We start from the raw sequence: 16046 nt of genomic DNA, 5'->3' as shown, positions 1-16046 counted from the left end.
CTTGTGGGAGCTTGCACTCGGTTCGTTAGCATTTTGAACCTAGCACCTTTAGTGTGATCACTAAAGACAATATAGGAATCAAAGTTTCCTGACTAATATTTTCTTAGCAACTTACTCTGAGATCTTTCTAGATCTTACCTAAAAACCTCTTGTTTCTCGACTGTAGCAAAATAGAGTAATTAAGATTCATCTCCTAGGCTTCTCTCTTGTGAAAAACACGCTTATAGGGTAATTTGCAGATTATTCCTATTTAATGCTATTTATCTAACTGTGGCCAAGCGATGGGTGAAAAAACAGAAAAGGCAACCCCGAAGCGTCTTAGAGATGCACGGAAAAAAGGCCAGGTAGCAAAATCCCAAGATTTTCCTTCCGCGGTTACCTTTATCGTTTCAATGTTCACGACCTTCTATCTATCGTCGTTTTTTGCCAAACATCTCGGTAGTTTTCTTGTTTCTATTTTCAAAGAAGCACCTATAAATCACGATCCCAGAGTTACGTTATACTATTTAAATAACTGTTTAACTTTGATCTTAACCACTTCTTTACCTTTACTTGGAGCCGTAGGGTTTGTTGGCATTCTTGTAGGATTTCTTGTTGTAGGACCGACCTTTTCTACAGAGGTTTTTAAACCAGACTTAAAAAAGTTCAATCCTATTGAAAACCTGAAACAAAAATTCAAAGTAAAGACGTTAATTGAGTTATTAAAGTCTATTTTGAAAATTTTCGGCGCTGCTTTGATTTTGTATGTCACATTGAAAAACCGCGTCCCACTAATCGTTGAGACTGCCGGAGTCTCGCCAATTGTCATTGCCGTTATCTTTAAAGAGATACTTTATAAAGCAGTCACATCCATTGGTATTTTTTTCTTAGTCGTTGCTGTTCTGGACTTAGTGTATCAAAGGAAGAACTTTGCTAAAGAACTAAAAATGGAAAAGTTTGAGGTTAAACAGGAATTTAAGGATACAGAAGGTAATCCAGAAATTAAGGGACGCCGCCGTCAAATCGCGCAAGAAATAGCCTATGAAGATACCTCCTCTCAAATTAAACATGCAAGTGCGGTCGTTTCAAACCCTAAGGATATCGCTGTAGCTATCGGCTATATGCCGGAAAAATATAAAGCTCCATGGATTATTGCTATGGGAATTAATTTGCGTGCAAAAAGAATCATCACAGAAGCTGAAAAATACGGCATTCCTATTATGAGGAATGTGCCTTTAGCGCATCAGCTTTGGGATGAAGGAAAAGAGTTGAAGTTTATTCCAGAATCAACGTATGAAGCTATTGGAGAAATCCTTCTCTATATCACTTCCCTTAATGCACAAAACCCTAATAATAAAAACATTAACCAACCCGATAATCTATAATGAATAAGCTACTCAATTTTGTCAGTAGAACCTTTGGGGGGGATGCAGCCCTAAATATGATCAACAAATCGAGTGACCTCATCCTTGCCTTATGGATGATCGGTGTCGTTTTGATGATCATCTTGCCCCTACCTCCGACTATTGTCGACTTGATGATCACTATCAATTTAGCTGTTTCTGTCTTCCTATTGATGGTGGCTTTGTACATTCCTAGCGCTTTACAATTATCGGTGTTCCCCTCGCTACTCCTAATCACAACAATGTTTCGATTAGGTATTAACATTTCTTCTTCTAGACAGATTCTTCTTAAAGCTTATGCCGGTCACGTCATTCAAGCTTTCGGAGACTTCGTAGTTGGAGGGAACTATGTTGTTGGATTTATTATCTTCTTAATTATTACGATTATTCAATTTATCGTTGTTACCAAGGGTGCTGAGCGTGTTGCTGAAGTAGCTGCAAGATTCCGATTAGATGCTATGCCTGGTAAGCAAATGGCTATTGATGCTGACTTGCGTGCCGGAATGATTGATGCACAACAAGCCCGCGATAAACGAGGCATGATTCAAAAGGAAAGTGAACTCTATGGAGCCATGGACGGTGCCATGAAGTTCATTAAAGGGGACGTTATCGCAGGTATTGTGATCTCGTTAATTAACATTGTCGGTGGTTTGACTATTGGTGTGGCTATGCACGGCATGGACCTAGCTCAAGCTGCTCACGTATACACTCTGTTATCTATCGGTGATGGTTTAGTTTCTCAGATTCCTTCACTACTGATTTCCTTAACTGCTGGTATCGTTACTACTCGAGTTTCTAGTGATAAAAACACGAACTTAGGTAAAGAGATTTCCTCTCAGTTAGTTAAAGAACCTAGAGCTTTACTCTTAGCCTCTGCAGCAACTTTAGGCGTGGGCTTTTTTAAAGGGTTCCCACTTTGGTCATTCTCCATACTCTCTCTTATCTTTGGTATTCTTGGTGTTATCCTTCTTGCGAAGAAAAACAGTGCTTCTAAACAGGGTGCCTCTGGAGCATCAACAACAGTAGGAGCTGCTTCAGACGGAGCTGCAGCAGCTGGAGATAACCCGGATGATTACTCCTTAACGTTGCCAGTAATTTTAGAATTAGGAAAAGACTTATCTAAGTTGATTCAACAAAAAACGAAGTCTGGTCAAAGTTTCGTTGACGATATGATCCCGAAAATGCGTCAAGCTTTGTATCAAGATATTGGTATTCGTTACCCAGGAATTCATGTGCGCACTGACTCTCCTTCTCTAGAGGGTTATGATTACATGATTCTTCTTAATGAAGTTCCCTACGTTCGAGGAAAAATTCCTGCAAACCATGTGTTAACTAACGAAGTTGAAGAAAATCTTAAGAGATACAATCTTCCTTTCCTTACTTATAAAAATGCTGCGGGTCTCCCTTCTGCTTGGGTTAGTGAAGATGCTAAAGCTATTCTAGAAAAAGCAGCTATTAAGTATTGGACACCTTTAGAGGTGATTATTCTTCATCTGTCTTACTTCTTCCATAGAAGCTCCCAAGAATTCTTAGGAATTCAAGAGGTACGCTCTATGATTGAATTTATGGAACGCTCGTTCCCAGATCTTGTTAAAGAAGTTACGCGACTTATCCCTCTGCAAAAGCTTACTGAAATTTTCAAACGTTTAGTCCAAGAGCAGATCTCTATCAAAGACCTACGTACAATTTTAGAATCCTTAAGTGAATGGGCTCAAACTGAAAAAGATACTGTATTGCTAACTGAATACGTACGTTCTTCTCTGAAACTTTACATTAGTTTCAAATTTTCCCAAGGACAATCTGCAATCTCAGTTTATTTACTCGATCCAGAAATTGAAGAGATGATCCGTGGAGCCATTAAACAAACCTCTGCAGGATCTTATCTTGCTTTGGATCCTGATTCTGTAAACCTAATCTTAAAATCTATGAGAAATACAATTACGCCAACTCCTCCAGGAGGTCAGCCTCCTGTGCTGTTGACAGCAATTGACGTAAGACGATATGTAAGGAAATTAATAGAAACAGAATTCCCTGATATCGCTGTGATTTCTTACCAAGAGATTCTCCCAGAGATTCGCATCCAGCCATTAGGAAGAATTCAGATTTTCTAATCTGTCAATTCTTAAAGAGGACATATGGCAGCATCTGGAGGAGCCGGAGGCTTAGGTGGTGCACAAGCTGTTGATGTTGCACAAGTACAAGCTGCAGCAGCAAAAGCTGATGCCCAAGAAGTTGTAGCGAGTCAAGAGCAATCTGACATCAGCATGATTCGGGATTCTCAGGATTTAACGAATCCTCAGGCAGCAACGCGCACTAGGAAGAAAGAAGAGAAATTTCAAACCTTAGAATCCAGAAGAAAAGGTGCTGCGCAAACAGAAAAAAAATCTGAAAGTACTGGCGATAAATCTGATGCAGATCTTGCTGATAAATATACCGAAAACAATGCAGAAATTTCAGGCCAAGATTTACGCAGTATCCGAGATTCTTTACATGATGATTCTTCTGAAGAAGACATCTTAGATCTTGTAAAATCTAAGTTTTCTGATCCTGCCCTTCAAGGTATTGCCTTAGATTACCTAGTTCAAACAACACCAGCGTCTAAAGGGGCTTTAAAAAACTCTTTAATCAAAGCACAACAAACTCACATGCAACAGAATCGCCAAGCTGTTGTTGGTGGTAAAAATATTCTATTTGCCTCGCAAGAGTATGCAAATATTTTACAAACATCTGCTCCAGGATTGCGTTCTCTCTATCTTCAAGTGACCTCAGATTTTCATACATGTGAGCAATTACTTCAGATGTTGCAGACACGCTACAACTATGAGGAAATGGGGACTGTATCTTCCTTTATTCTTAAGGGGATGTCTGCAGATTTAAAATCAGAAGGATCTTCTGTTTCCCCCATAAAGTTACAGGTGATGATGTCAGAAACTCGCAATCTTCAAGCTGTAATTACGGGTTATAGTTTTTTCCAGGATAAATTCCCTAATGTTATGGCATCATTAAAAGCTGATGGAGTGTCTATCCCCGAAGATCTCAAATTTGATAAAGTTGCTGATACCTTCTTTAAGTTAATCAACGATAAATTCGCTACAGCTTCAAAAATGGAACGAGGAGTTCGGGATCTTGTCGGTAATGATACTGAAGCTATTACTGGGATACTTAATCTTTTCTTTACTGCCTTAAGAGGAACTTCAGCGCGATTATTTTCTTCAGCAGAAAAACGTCAAGAATTAGGTACTATGATGGCGAATGCCTTAGATTCTGTGAATACCCATAACGAAGATTACCCAAAATCTACAGACTTCCCCAAACCTTATCCTTGGTCTTAATTTTTACGGATTACCATGCAAAATCAGTTTGAACAACTTTTGGAATCTCTAGGTACAAAATTAAACACATCCTTAGTTCCTGATAAAAACCATGCGTGTTTAATTCGCTTTAGTGCTACTCAAGTTCCTGTACAACTCGAAGAAGATAGTACTTCGGGAAACATTGCTGTAGGCACAATCCTTGGGACTCTACCAGAAAATGTATTCCGCGAGCGTATTTTCAAAGCTGCTCTTTCTGTAAATGCTTCCCCACAATCGAATATTAAAGGCATACTTGGTTATGGAGAGATTTCACAACAGCTTTATTTATCCGACGTTTTAAATATGAATTATCTAAATGGAGAGAAGCTCTTCCACTACTTAAACCTTTTTTCAATGCATGCAAAAATTTGGATAGCAGCTTTAGAAACAGGCAATCTTCCTGATCTACATGTCCTAGGCATGTATCATTTATAACGGTACATGGGTCTACACATGTACGCTCGTATGATTTATGACGCCATTTTCTAAAGCTTTACGCTATATTCAAGACTCTCCAGCTAAGCACAACTGGAAACCTTTAGGCACCATGCCCAAGCATGGAATTTGTGTTCCGTTATTTTCTCTACATACCAAAAATAGCTGTGGCATTGGCGAATTCTTAGATTTCCTTCCTCTGATTTCTTGGTGCCAAAAACATAAGTTACAGATCATACAGATTCTTCCTATTAACGATAGCGGTGAAGATAGTAGCCCTTACAACAGCATATCTTCAGTCGCTCTCAATCCTCTTTATCTTTCCTTAGCAAGCCTTCCCCACGTTCAGTCTATTCCCCATGCTCAGTCTAAGTTAAAGACAATGCAAGCACTATCTCAACTTCCTTATGTGCACTACCCACAAGTCAAAGTTGCAAAATGGGAATTTCTTCAAGACTACTATCAATACGTAGTAAAAATCGGTGCTTTAAAAGATGAAGAATTTCTGATCTTTTGTGAAAAAGAAAAATATTGGCTACGTCCCTATACAGTATTCCGTTCTATAAAATCCTATCTCAAAGGAGCTCCAATAAATAACTGGGCAAAAGCCTATACGGATAGGACAAACTTCTCAAAATTTGAGAAACAATTCCAAAAAGAATGCGAGTTTTTCTCCTATCTCCAATTCCTGTGCTTTCAGCAAATGTCTCAAGTAAAATCCTATGCTGATGATCATCAGATTCTACTTAAAGGCGATCTTCCTATTCTCATTAGTAAGGATAGTTGTGACGTTTGGTACTATAGACAATTCTTTTCCTCATCAGGATCGGCAGGCGCTCCTCCCGATATTTACAATATTGAAGGGCAGAATTGGCACCTTCCCGTTTATCATATGCACAATTTAGCCCAAGATAATTACACCTGGTGGAAAGCACGTCTCCGCTACGCTGAGAATTTCTACTCTCTATACAGGCTTGATCATATCGTAGGATTCTTTCGTCTATGGGTGTGGGACTCTTCAGGAAATGGAAAGTTTCAACCAGAAGATGCGAGTGAATATCTTCGCCAAGGCACAGACATACTGAAGCACATACTACGCGCATCCCGCATGCTCCCTATAGGAGAAGATTTAGGAAGCGTGCCTTCTGATATAAAACACACCTTGTTAAAACTAGGCATATGCGGCACACGCATTCCTCGGTGGGAACGCAATTGGGAAGGTGATGGGAGTTTCATTCCCTTAGATCAATACTCCCCTCTATCAGTGACTTCATTATCCACACATGATTCGGATACACTTGCTCTTTGGTGGCGACATGCCCCGAAAGAAGCTCGAAAATTTGCAAAATTTTTAGGAATACCTTTTACTCCTGTCCTCTCTGAGGAAGATCAAAAACATATCCTAAAAGTTTCTCACAAAACATCATCTATTTTTCATATTAACTTAATTAACGACTACCTCGCACTTTGCCCTGATTTAGTATCTGACAATCTAAAATACGAACGCATAAATATACCGGGAACAGTATCAAAAAATAATTGGGTATATAGAATCAAGCCTTCCATGGAAGAAATAGTCACTCATGATGCGTTCAATGCGCATCTCTCCGAAATATTTGCTGATCTTTAAACAACGAATTTTACTATTCTAAGTGAAATCAAGATTTTCTTATTAAATCGCTATAATTAAAATTTTTTGAAGAAAAAATCTTTCGGATATATCAGAAAATGTCTAACATAGATTCTTTTCAATTATATATGTCTTATTCTTGCGATAACGACGAAGTTAATGTAGGGAAATCATGTCAAGAAAGTGTCCACTTACTGGGAAAAGACCTCGCCGTGGCAATAGCTACACCATCCGAGGTATTGCAAAAAAGAAAAAAGGAATCGGTCTAAAAGTTACGGGGAAAACTCCACGTCGTTTCTTCCCTAATATGGTTACCAAGAGACTTTGGTCTACCGAAGAAAATAAATTTCTTAAACTTAAGATTTCAGCTTCTGCCTTGCGCCTTATCGACAAGCTTGGCTTAGAAAAAGTAATAGCAAGAGCTAAAAGCAAAGGTCTGTGATCTTTACAAATAAAGGGGAATAGCCATGTCTTCGTTAAGACACTTTGTTTCCCTTTTACGTTCACATCATGATCTTATAGACATCTTTGCTCCAGTAGATCCTTATTTAGAGCTCCCTGAAATTCATCGTAGGGTTATTCAAAACCAAGGTCCAGCTCTTTTATTCCATAATGTCCAAGGGTCCTCTTTTCCCGTTCTTACAAATCTATTTGGGACCCAGAAACGTGTCGACCTGATCTTTTCCAGAGTTCCTAACGATATAATATCTCAAGTTATTCATTTGCTCTCTTCCCCGCCTAAGTTATCTCAATTATGGGAAAAACGTCGGCTGTTGTTGCGTGGTTTATCTGTAGGCTTGCGTAAGCCATGTTTCTCTAAGCTACCTCATCATAAGATGTCTTCTGTTGATTTACATCAATTGCCTATGCTTACAAGCTGGCCTGAAGATGGCGGGGCTTTTCTCACTCTTCCTCTAGTCTATACCGAGTCTCCTAGTTCTAAAGTACCGAATTTAGGAATGTATCGAATGCAAAGATTCGATAAAAATACTTTGGGTTTGCATTTCCAAATCCAAAAAGGCGGAGGGATGCATTTTCATGAAGCAGAGATGAAAAAGGAAAATCTTCCAGTTACCGTATTTCTATCAGGCAACCCCTTTTTAATACTTTCTGCCATAGCACCCTTGCCAGAGAATGTCTCCGAATTACTCTTTTGTACATTTTTACAAGAATCAAAATTACTCTATAAAAAAGATCCTGAAACTCGCCACCCCCTACTTTACGACTCTGAGTTCATCTTAACCGGTGAGGGTATTTGTGGTGAACGCAGGCCCGAGGGTCCCTTCGGAGATCATTTCGGCTATTATAGCCTCCAACACGATTTCCCAATTTTTAAATGTAAAAACATCTACCACAGAAAAAATGCTATTTATCCCGCGACAATTGTTGGTAAACCCTATCAAGAAGATTTCTATCTAGGAAATAAGCTTCAGGAATACCTATCCCCACTATTTCCAATAGTCATGCCAGGAGTTCGCCAGTTAAAAAGCTATGGTGAAGCTGGATTTCACGCAATAACAGCTGCTGTCGTTAAGGAGCGGTATTGGAAAGAATCTCTGACCACTGCTTTAAGGATCCTTGGAGAAGGACAGTTGTCCTTAACGAAATTCCTTATGGTTACAGATCACCATGTAGACCTTGAGAACTTCCCGAAATTCCTTGAAGTCCTGTTATCTCGCATGGTTCCTGCACGGGATTTGATTATCTTTTCAGAAACAGCGAACGATACTCTAGACTATACAGGACCTGCACTGAACAAAGGTTCTAAAGCAATTTTCATGGGAATAGGAGAAGAAATTCGTGATCTCCCGCATAGGTATCGTGGAACCTCTATTCCTCATATTACAGATATAGGAACTTTCTGTGCTGGATGTCTCGTTCTAGAAACTTCCCCAGAACCATTCTCTATAGATGAACTGCTGCATAACCAAAACTTACAATCCTGGCCCTTTGTTGTGCTTACAGAGAATCTACAAGAAACACTAGCCAGCCCTAAAAGCTTTTTATGGAAGATATTTACACGCGCAGCTCCTGCTACAGACCTGCATGTACGTTTCAATAAGATCACTAATCACAGACCAAACTACACTTTCCCTATCCTTCTGAACTCAATGATGAAGTCCCACTATCCTAAAGAAGTTGAAGCTGATGAGAAAACGATGAAAAAAGTTTCCTATCGTTGGAGGGAATATTTTCCCGAAATGCCTATCTAATTTACTTTTTCTAATTTTTATTAAGTTTTCTTTAAAAAGAGTGATTTTTTTTGATACAACTTTTATTAAAAAATTAAAAAAACAAACTAAATCTAATTACATCTATGCAAAAGAAAACAAAATCGAAATTAAAAATCGCTTTAACTTTAGGCACTATTTTATTGTTTGGAGTCCTTGCAAAGTCTCAACCTCCTGATACTTTCCAAACATTCCTTGCTTTGCGTGAACCTGTAATTTATTCAAAACAGTGTGGGGATAACTCTCTTCAAGTGCTATGCGATGCTATCGATTCCACAAAAGAAAGTTTATTTCTTCGTATTTATCGTCTTACTTCTCCTGAAATTATGAAAAGTCTTGCGAATCAAGCTAAATCTCAACGCAAGGTTGTGATTCACTATGAAAAAATGAAAAATGTTGAAGAATTCCCCCAAAACGCACATGTCTCCTTAGTTAATCACCCGAGCGTAGAAAGAAAACTGATGCATAAAAAATCTCTGGCTATAGATGACAAATATGCCTGGTTAGGTTCAGCAAACTATACCCGTGTATCATTTCTTGAAGATAGTAACCTTATCATTGGATTAAAGAGTAAAGAACTTTGTCAGCATATCAAAAACGAATCTTCAGGAGAGTGTGTTATTCAAGGACAGAAAATACAATACTTTTCCTTACCTGGAGATCACGGGAAAGCTTTATCAGCGGTATTACAAACGCTAAGAACTGCGAAAAAAACAATACGTGTAGCCATGTTTGCCTTAACCTATCCCCCGATTTTTGAAGAGCTCAATGAAGCACAAAAACGTGGTGTTGATGTGAAAATCTTAGTTGATAAAGATTTTGCGAAACTATCGATAACGCAACTACAGGCATTAATAGACTCTAAATTAAAACTATATACAAAAACAACACGTCATCGCCTACACCATAAGTTTGCTATTATAGATCAAAACATTCTAATCACAGGGTCTGTAAACTGGTCGATGTCTGGGTTTTGCAGCAATACAGAAGATATGCTGATTCTTGATAATCTTACAAAGAAACAATTGAATAAACTTAATAGAATCTGGGAAGACTTAGAAAAACAAAGCGCCTTATCCTATCCACCGATTCGTGATAAAGAAGTAGAGATAATTAAACTACCTAAAGAACAGCGTGCAGCTTAACTACTTTCATCTTTACTCCAGAACAATAGAGAAGCCATATCCAACACACCTCTATTGCGAGCAATAACCCAGGCTTCTGCGGCATTAGCAATCGCTTGAGCTGCTGATGCCCCTATTTTTATCGGTTTTTTACTACCAGATATGTCAAAAGACTTTGCACTAACTTCTTCGTCCTTTTCTTCGGAACCTGCATTTTTCAAGCTCTTAAAGTCTAAATCTACATTGCATAATTGAGATAACAGAACTTTTGCTTGTTTACGATTGAGTATTTTAAAACGATGTTTTCTCTTTTTTTCCTCTTTTTCTTTATCAGCAATAGCTAACAAAGCCAAACGCATAGCTTCATTCTTAGCGATTTCATCAGAAATCTTCTGATTCAATGGTATATTGCTGTGCGGATCTTTCTGTGCTCCCTGAGGAGGAAATGCACCATAAGGATCAAAGGGTATTATGCGCATTTTAATCTCCCGAATCTATATCCGTAGGTTTACGTTTTTCATCTTTATTGGAAAAACGCCGATTATCTTGATTTTGCCCTGAAAAGCCTCCCCCCGATCCTCCTCCATCATCATGAACAGAAGCAGCTTCGGGTTTTCCTTGCACCCCAAGACGGGATGAAGAAGCAAAAGGTTGCGGAGCACGAAAAATTAGCGGCGGATCTATAGCTACGTTACGGTATTGATAAATTAAAGGATCTGGAGGTGCTCCAGGACCTTTGCGCTTTTCTATTTGGTGTTTATATTCAGATAAAGAACGTGGCAAAGGTGCTAATAAAGACATTCCCTGATGCGCAGGGAATAAATACGCGGAACTTATCGTGTCATATCCCGTTAATTCTGCCGACGCTTCATATCTTGGAAAGGAATTTTCCTCTGGAATAGGTAAAAATACTGCCTCAGTATTGGATAAAGCAGAAAAATTCGCAGTTCCATCCTTACTCAAGTTGGGAATATAATCCTCGGGAAAAGGATTCCTAGGGAAACGGTAATGACTTTCACTATGATCTATTGATAATGAAGAAGTTTCTACAATATTTCTAGATCGCTCTATGGAAGAAAAATCCATATGCCCTTGATTTTTAGAGATGCCCATAGGAACATGCTCGGATTTATTGTTATAACTCTGTGCAACTGTTCCAGAAAATTTTGGAGGGGGAAAACTTGTGCTTCCATCAGACCAAGAGGTAACAAAAGGCACATAAACAGAAGAGGGAACACCTGAAGAAAGTAGGCTTTCCATCATTTTTGCTAAAGCAAGCTGATCCTTCAAAAGATCCTCACGACTTTCTTTCTTCTCAGCTTCTTTAGCTGAAGTCTCTAAAATCCCCGATCCCTCTAAATCGAGATCTTCAACTCTTCCTGCATCACGACCTGAATCAATAATTTTGGTATTTTTTGAACCTTCGGCCCTCGTATCTGTACTCAAACTACGATTCTCTAAATCTGATAAATCAATAATCCCTTCATTACCAACCGAAGATGCTCTACGTAACAAAGACGAAGTCTCTATATTTGGATCTAATAAGGTGCTGATCATCTCTCCGCCCAAACGATTTATTGTCCAAGCGTTCACCGTAGATTCCGTTACTGATGTTCTCGCTGTATGAAATGCCCCGAAAGAAACTACAGCAGAGGTTTCTGAAGCACTAATATCATCTCTTGGAGCCGACAGTGAAGATAATGATGTAGAGCGTAACGATTCTAGTGAAAGCATAGAAATGTCTGATGAAGAGTCACTTATTCCCGATGCATCAAGGTAAAACCCTTGCATCTCCGGTGAAATGCGGTTCCCTTTCTTACTGACCATCTCCATATCACTGGGAAGCATAGACCTCCCCTCTCCATCTGCTTCTGCTCTACGCGCAGAAATTCTAGAAGCTCTCGTACCAAAACCAGAAAGAAAACCTTGAACACTCGCACGAACTTTAGAAAAAGCCCCTCTTAATTTTGACTTAGGGGAAGATGAAGCCTGTTCTAGAGCTTTTCGATACTTTCCCTCATTGATCTGCAATTCTGTCTCATAATTTGCACTAGCCCCAGATTGGATCATAGCCTCCTGCTTCTTAACAGAGGCTTCCTTGGTTTCGGAAAAGATAGATTCCTTGGGTCCTGATAACGACTCAGGCTGCTTCCCCATAATGGCAGGATCCCATTTATCAGGGCCTGGAGGAGAAATACTGCTGTTTCCAGAAATTGCCATAATTTGTTCTCAGAATTAAAAAAAACACCCATTAGTTATGCTTTAATTTTAAAATAAAAAATAATTAATTCAAAAAAAAGAACTTAGGGAGAAATTAAAAGAAAAAAAACGCAAGGTGTTACCCACCTTGCGAAAAAACCTAACGAATAAAGAAAAGGGGAAAGAGCGGGTAGATGCAAGAAAGTGCATCGCTATCGTTCCAGGTAGGTAGTACTTACCAAACTGTCTAGCAATATTAAAATTGTGGAGATCTTAATATTGCTACAGCTTCTGGAGCGCATAAATTAGCCCAGGCCACCCTATCCTTTATCACGGGTTTGTCCCGTTCTGCAAGTTTTTATTAGCTTTTGATATTCAGTCTTATAGCTTTATAGAATACCTTCCAAAATTATTCATATCAGTAAAAACGAAACCATCCTGATAGTTAAAAATTAAAACATGATTAGCATCATGAGATTGCCTATCTAATAGGGAACGTACTAAAGTATCATACTCTTCTGCACGATGACGAAGCTGCTCTTGGTCTTTGGAAATAAGGAACTTGGATTTCTTTTCTTTCAATTTTTTAGGTCTATTCAGAAGCTTCTCTGTCTTTTTCTGAATCACTCGAGACAAATCTCGTCGGTTTCTTTTCTTCTTTGTCCCACTCATAGAAATAATAATTTTCTAATCTTACCTATAAATTAATTTTAGTTAGAAAAATTTTATTAAACAAATTAATTAAATTAAAATTAACTAAGGGCATTAATTAGCAAGATGTTCGAAAAACAAATAAGAATAATAAAGAAAATATTAAGAAAGTAAAAGCCAATAATTTCGAATCTTGTTATGAATGTTAGTAACCCACTCTATAGCGACTTATGGACCGGTTAATATCTCTTCAGTGTTTATTCCTCTCTATATTGAGTTTTTTTCTATGTCCTCAATACACCCCACACTTATGCCCCATTTTCTTTGGTCCCTATCTTGTAGCGAATTTCTATAGACTATCGAAAGAAAAGGTCTTAATCCACGCACTGATTATCGGTCTATTTTGCGACATAGGTTCCTCTTATCTATTTGGAATTCATGCATTTCTATATGTGATTACCTCCTCTCTTCTTCACAAAATGCATACCATCTTCCTGAAAGATAGGTGGTTATCGATACCAATTATTCATTCTATGTTCGCTTTGGTATTCTCCTGCTTTTCCTATCCGACACTCGCCTTCTTTAACTATAAAATTCTCTGGAACTTCTCCTCTCTTCTAGTAGATGTGAAACATGCCTTCACGATAGATTTCCTCTATAGCGGAATAATTTACCTACTACCGTGTACAATAACTCAAGGAATCTTTAAGATGAGGGGCTTCTTAAGGAGTCGCTCATGTTATTAAAAGGTACACCCGTTGCCGAGCGGGTCTTAGAAAAAATCAAACAAGAAATCGCCAATAGCTCAACGCCACCAGGCCTCGCTGTAGTACTGATCGGTAATGATCCAGCGTCCGAGGTTTACGTCGGAATGAAAGTGAAAAAGGCTGCGGATTTAGGCATGGTGTCTAAAGCACATAGATTGCCTTCTGATGCCACCTTAACCGATATTCTTAAACTCATTGAAAGATTAAACCACGATCCTACGATTCATGGTATCTTAGTACAAATACCTTTACCTAAACATTTAGATAGTAATGCCATTATCCAAGCAATTTCTCCTGAGAAAGATGTAGATGGCCTTCATCCAATAAATATGGGAAAGCTTCTACTCGGACAGCTTGGAGGATTCGCTCCTTGTACCCCTGCAGGAATTATTGAGCTACTCCACTACTATGAAATTCCTCTTCTTGGGCGTCATGTTGCCGTTGTTGGGAGAAGCAATATTGTAGGTAAGCCGCTTGCTGCTATGTTAATGCAGAAACATCCTTCAACGAATGCTACGGTAACTTTACTTCATAGCCAATCACAAAACCTTACAGAAATTTTAAAAACAGCAGATATCATTATTGCTGCTGTCGGCGTTCCCCTATTTATTAAAGAAAGTATGGTCTCTTCCAATACTGTTATTATCGATGTCGGTACATCACGAGTCACAGCAAATAATGCTAAAGGTTATACACTAGTGGGAGATGTCGATTTCAATAATGTTGTTACCAAATGCAAGGCAATCTCTCCTGTCCCTGGAGGCGTGGGACCAATGACTGTTGCTATGCTAATGAAAAACACATGGGAAAGTTACCAAAAATTCTCCTCATAGTTCTTTTATCGTACATCTTTCAAGGATGTTCGCCACCTCTCACCTCTTTTGAAGGGGAGAGAATGACCATGCCCTACCGTATTATTGTAGGACAACACCTAACACGCCAGGAGACTGCTGAATTAAAAAATGAAATCGATGCAGTCTTTAAGGTAATTGATACTGTGTATAATAACTGGAATAGCGAGTCAGAACTCTCGAAAATCAACCGGTCTCCTGCCGGGGTAGCGATCCCCCTGTCTAACGAGTTGTTTGTATTCTTAAAAGAAATCGATAGATTTTACCACATATCCGGAGGAAGATTTGATCCCACCCTTGGCCCGCTGAAAAATCTCTGGTTACTTCATCTTAAACAACACTCTCTTCCTAACGAACAAACTTGGAAATCCTACTATAAAAATGTCGGTTGGAAACACATTACCTTAGACTTAACCAACAAAACCATCACCAAAAAACATCCTGATGTACAACTAGATCTTTGCGGCGCTGTAAAAGGTTTTGCCGTAGATTGTCTACTAGAAACCTGTCTACGTTTTTGTAAGAATAACTATGTAGAATGGGGAGGGGAAATCAAAACTTCTGGAGGCCACCCTAACGGACGACCGTGGCGTATAGCGTCTTCAGCAACCCCACAAATCCTAGAAATCCATAATGCAGCTGTCGCTACAAGCGGAAACTACTACCAGCAATGGTCTGTAAACGGTAAAATTTACACACACATTCTAGATCCTCATACAGGGAAGCCCCTAGAACTACATGACTACCCCATAATCTCGGCTACTGTTATTCACCCTAGTTGTGCGTATGCTGATGCCATGGCCACAGTACTGATGACATTTGCAACAAAAAAAGAAGCTTTAGCTTGGGCAGAAGAAAATAATATCCAAGCCTTTATTAACGATAACGCTTCATAGCGGATGCTATTTCTCTTTCTTTCTCTCTTGCTATGATTGTTTGTCGTTTATCATGAGATTTTTTACCACGGCAACAACCTAAACGAACTTTTACGTAACCACGAGAAAGAAACATCCCAAGAGGAATAATTGTTACCCCTTTTTGAGCAACTTTAACTTCTAATTTGTGAATCTCGTATCTATGAAGAAGAAGTTTACGCTTTCTTCGTTCTTCATGATTATAGATATTCCCAAAACGGTATGGAGCGATGCTGGCATTCAATAACCACGCCTCACCTTTAGAAATAGTCACATAGGCATCACCCAGATTTCCACCGTGATCACGCAACGACTTGATTTCCGTTCCGGTCAGGACAATCCCAGCTTCTAAAGATTCCAAAACCTCGTAATTATGTAAGGCTTTACGGTTAGAGACAATTTCCTTACTGGCCATAATTTTACCATTACCCAACCTAGACAGTTGGAGGAAAGTATAACAAAAAAAACAATTTTCTTTCCTGAACTTAACAAGTCCCTACCCTAGAAAA

15 protein-coding genes are annotated in these 16046 nt (G+C 38.9%); 11 read left to right on the top strand and 4 right to left on the bottom strand.

Going from position 1 to position 16046, the window contains the following annotated elements; genetic code table 11:
• The first annotated feature begins 281 nt into the window (after positions 1-281).
• The 8 genes from sctU (at position 282) to FI836_RS05020 (ending at position 10176) form a co-directional block, all read left to right on the top strand.
• Positions 282-1364, top strand: a complete 1083-nt coding sequence (gene sctU, locus FI836_RS05055; protein ID WP_006343138.1) for a type III secretion system export apparatus subunit SctU — start codon at positions 282-284, stop codon at positions 1362-1364.
• Complete coding sequence (gene sctV / locus FI836_RS05050; RefSeq protein ID WP_013462662.1) at positions 1364-3493, top strand: type III secretion system export apparatus subunit SctV; 2130 nt, start codon at positions 1364-1366, stop codon at positions 3491-3493. Before sctU ends, sctV begins: the two co-directional genes overlap by 1 nt.
• 24 nt (positions 3494-3517) lie before the next feature.
• Positions 3518-4714, top strand: a complete 1197-nt coding sequence (sctW, locus tag FI836_RS05045; protein WP_014943820.1) for a type III secretion system gatekeeper subunit SctW — start codon at positions 3518-3520, stop codon at positions 4712-4714.
• Between the two features lie 15 nt (positions 4715-4729).
• A complete protein-coding gene (locus FI836_RS05040) occupies positions 4730-5170 on the top strand; it encodes a CesT family type III secretion system chaperone (protein WP_006343135.1) in 441 nt (146 codons plus the stop codon).
• Positions 5171-5207: 37 nt separating this feature from the next.
• On the top strand, positions 5208-6800 hold the full coding sequence (locus FI836_RS05035) for a 4-alpha-glucanotransferase (RefSeq protein ID WP_139934589.1): 1593 nt from the start codon (positions 5208-5210) through the stop codon (positions 6798-6800).
• Between the two features lie 172 nt (positions 6801-6972).
• A complete protein-coding gene (gene rpmB, locus FI836_RS05030; protein WP_006343133.1) occupies positions 6973-7242 on the top strand; it encodes a 50S ribosomal protein L28 in 270 nt (89 codons plus the stop codon).
• Positions 7243-7267: 25 nt separating this feature from the next.
• Positions 7268-9013, top strand: a complete 1746-nt coding sequence (locus tag FI836_RS05025) for a menaquinone biosynthesis decarboxylase (protein WP_014943819.1) — start codon at positions 7268-7270, stop codon at positions 9011-9013.
• Between the two features lie 104 nt (positions 9014-9117).
• Complete coding sequence (locus tag FI836_RS05020; protein WP_006343131.1) at positions 9118-10176, top strand: phospholipase D-like domain-containing protein; 1059 nt, start codon at positions 9118-9120, stop codon at positions 10174-10176.
• Here FI836_RS05020 and FI836_RS05015 read toward each other — a convergent pair.
• The 3 genes from FI836_RS05015 to ltuB all read right to left on the bottom strand — a co-directional run bounded on the left by FI836_RS05015 (position 10173) and on the right by ltuB (position 13026).
• A complete protein-coding gene (locus tag FI836_RS05015; RefSeq protein ID WP_006343130.1) occupies positions 10173-10634 on the bottom strand; it encodes a hypothetical protein in 462 nt (153 codons plus the stop codon). The genes FI836_RS05020 and FI836_RS05015 overlap by 4 nt on opposite strands.
• Before the next feature lies 1 nt (position 10635).
• Positions 10636-12375: a hypothetical protein gene (locus FI836_RS05010; RefSeq protein WP_006343129.1), complete on the bottom strand. Its 1740-nt coding sequence runs from the start codon at positions 12373-12375 to the stop codon at positions 10636-10638.
• Between the two features lie 360 nt (positions 12376-12735).
• Positions 12736-13026: a late transcription unit protein LtuB gene (gene ltuB, locus FI836_RS05005; RefSeq protein ID WP_013462660.1), complete on the bottom strand. Its 291-nt coding sequence runs from the start codon at positions 13024-13026 to the stop codon at positions 12736-12738.
• 209 nt (positions 13027-13235) lie between these two features.
• On the opposite strand from ltuB, the gene mreD reads away from it, so the two are divergent.
• Genes mreD through FI836_RS04990 form a run of 3 tightly spaced genes read left to right on the top strand, consistent with a single transcriptional unit; the run spans position 13236 to position 15519 of the window.
• A complete protein-coding gene (mreD, locus tag FI836_RS05000) occupies positions 13236-13751 on the top strand; it encodes a rod shape-determining protein MreD (protein ID WP_006343127.1) in 516 nt (171 codons plus the stop codon).
• Entirely contained in the window at positions 13742-14605 is an 864-nt protein-coding gene (gene folD, locus FI836_RS04995) for a bifunctional methylenetetrahydrofolate dehydrogenase/methenyltetrahydrofolate cyclohydrolase FolD (RefSeq protein ID WP_006343126.1), read from the top strand. The genes mreD and folD overlap by 10 nt, the downstream gene beginning before the upstream one ends.
• Entirely contained in the window at positions 14575-15519 is a 945-nt protein-coding gene (locus tag FI836_RS04990; RefSeq protein WP_013462659.1) for an FAD:protein FMN transferase, read from the top strand. Before folD ends, FI836_RS04990 begins: the two co-directional genes overlap by 31 nt.
• Here the strand turns inward: FI836_RS04990 and smpB are convergent.
• Positions 15500-15952: an SsrA-binding protein SmpB gene (gene smpB, locus FI836_RS04985; RefSeq protein WP_006343124.1), complete on the bottom strand. Its 453-nt coding sequence runs from the start codon at positions 15950-15952 to the stop codon at positions 15500-15502. The two genes, FI836_RS04990 and smpB, sit on opposite strands and share 20 nt — an antisense overlap.
• Between the last annotated feature and the right edge of the window lie 94 nt (positions 15953-16046).

The sequence above is a fragment of the Chlamydophila parapsittaci genome, from assembly GCF_006385615.1.
Lineage (GTDB): Bacteria > Chlamydiota > Chlamydiia > Chlamydiales > Chlamydiaceae > Chlamydia > Chlamydia psittaci.
The sequence above is the reverse complement of the archived record's forward strand: the minus strand, read 5'-3'. Positions and strand labels throughout refer to the sequence as shown.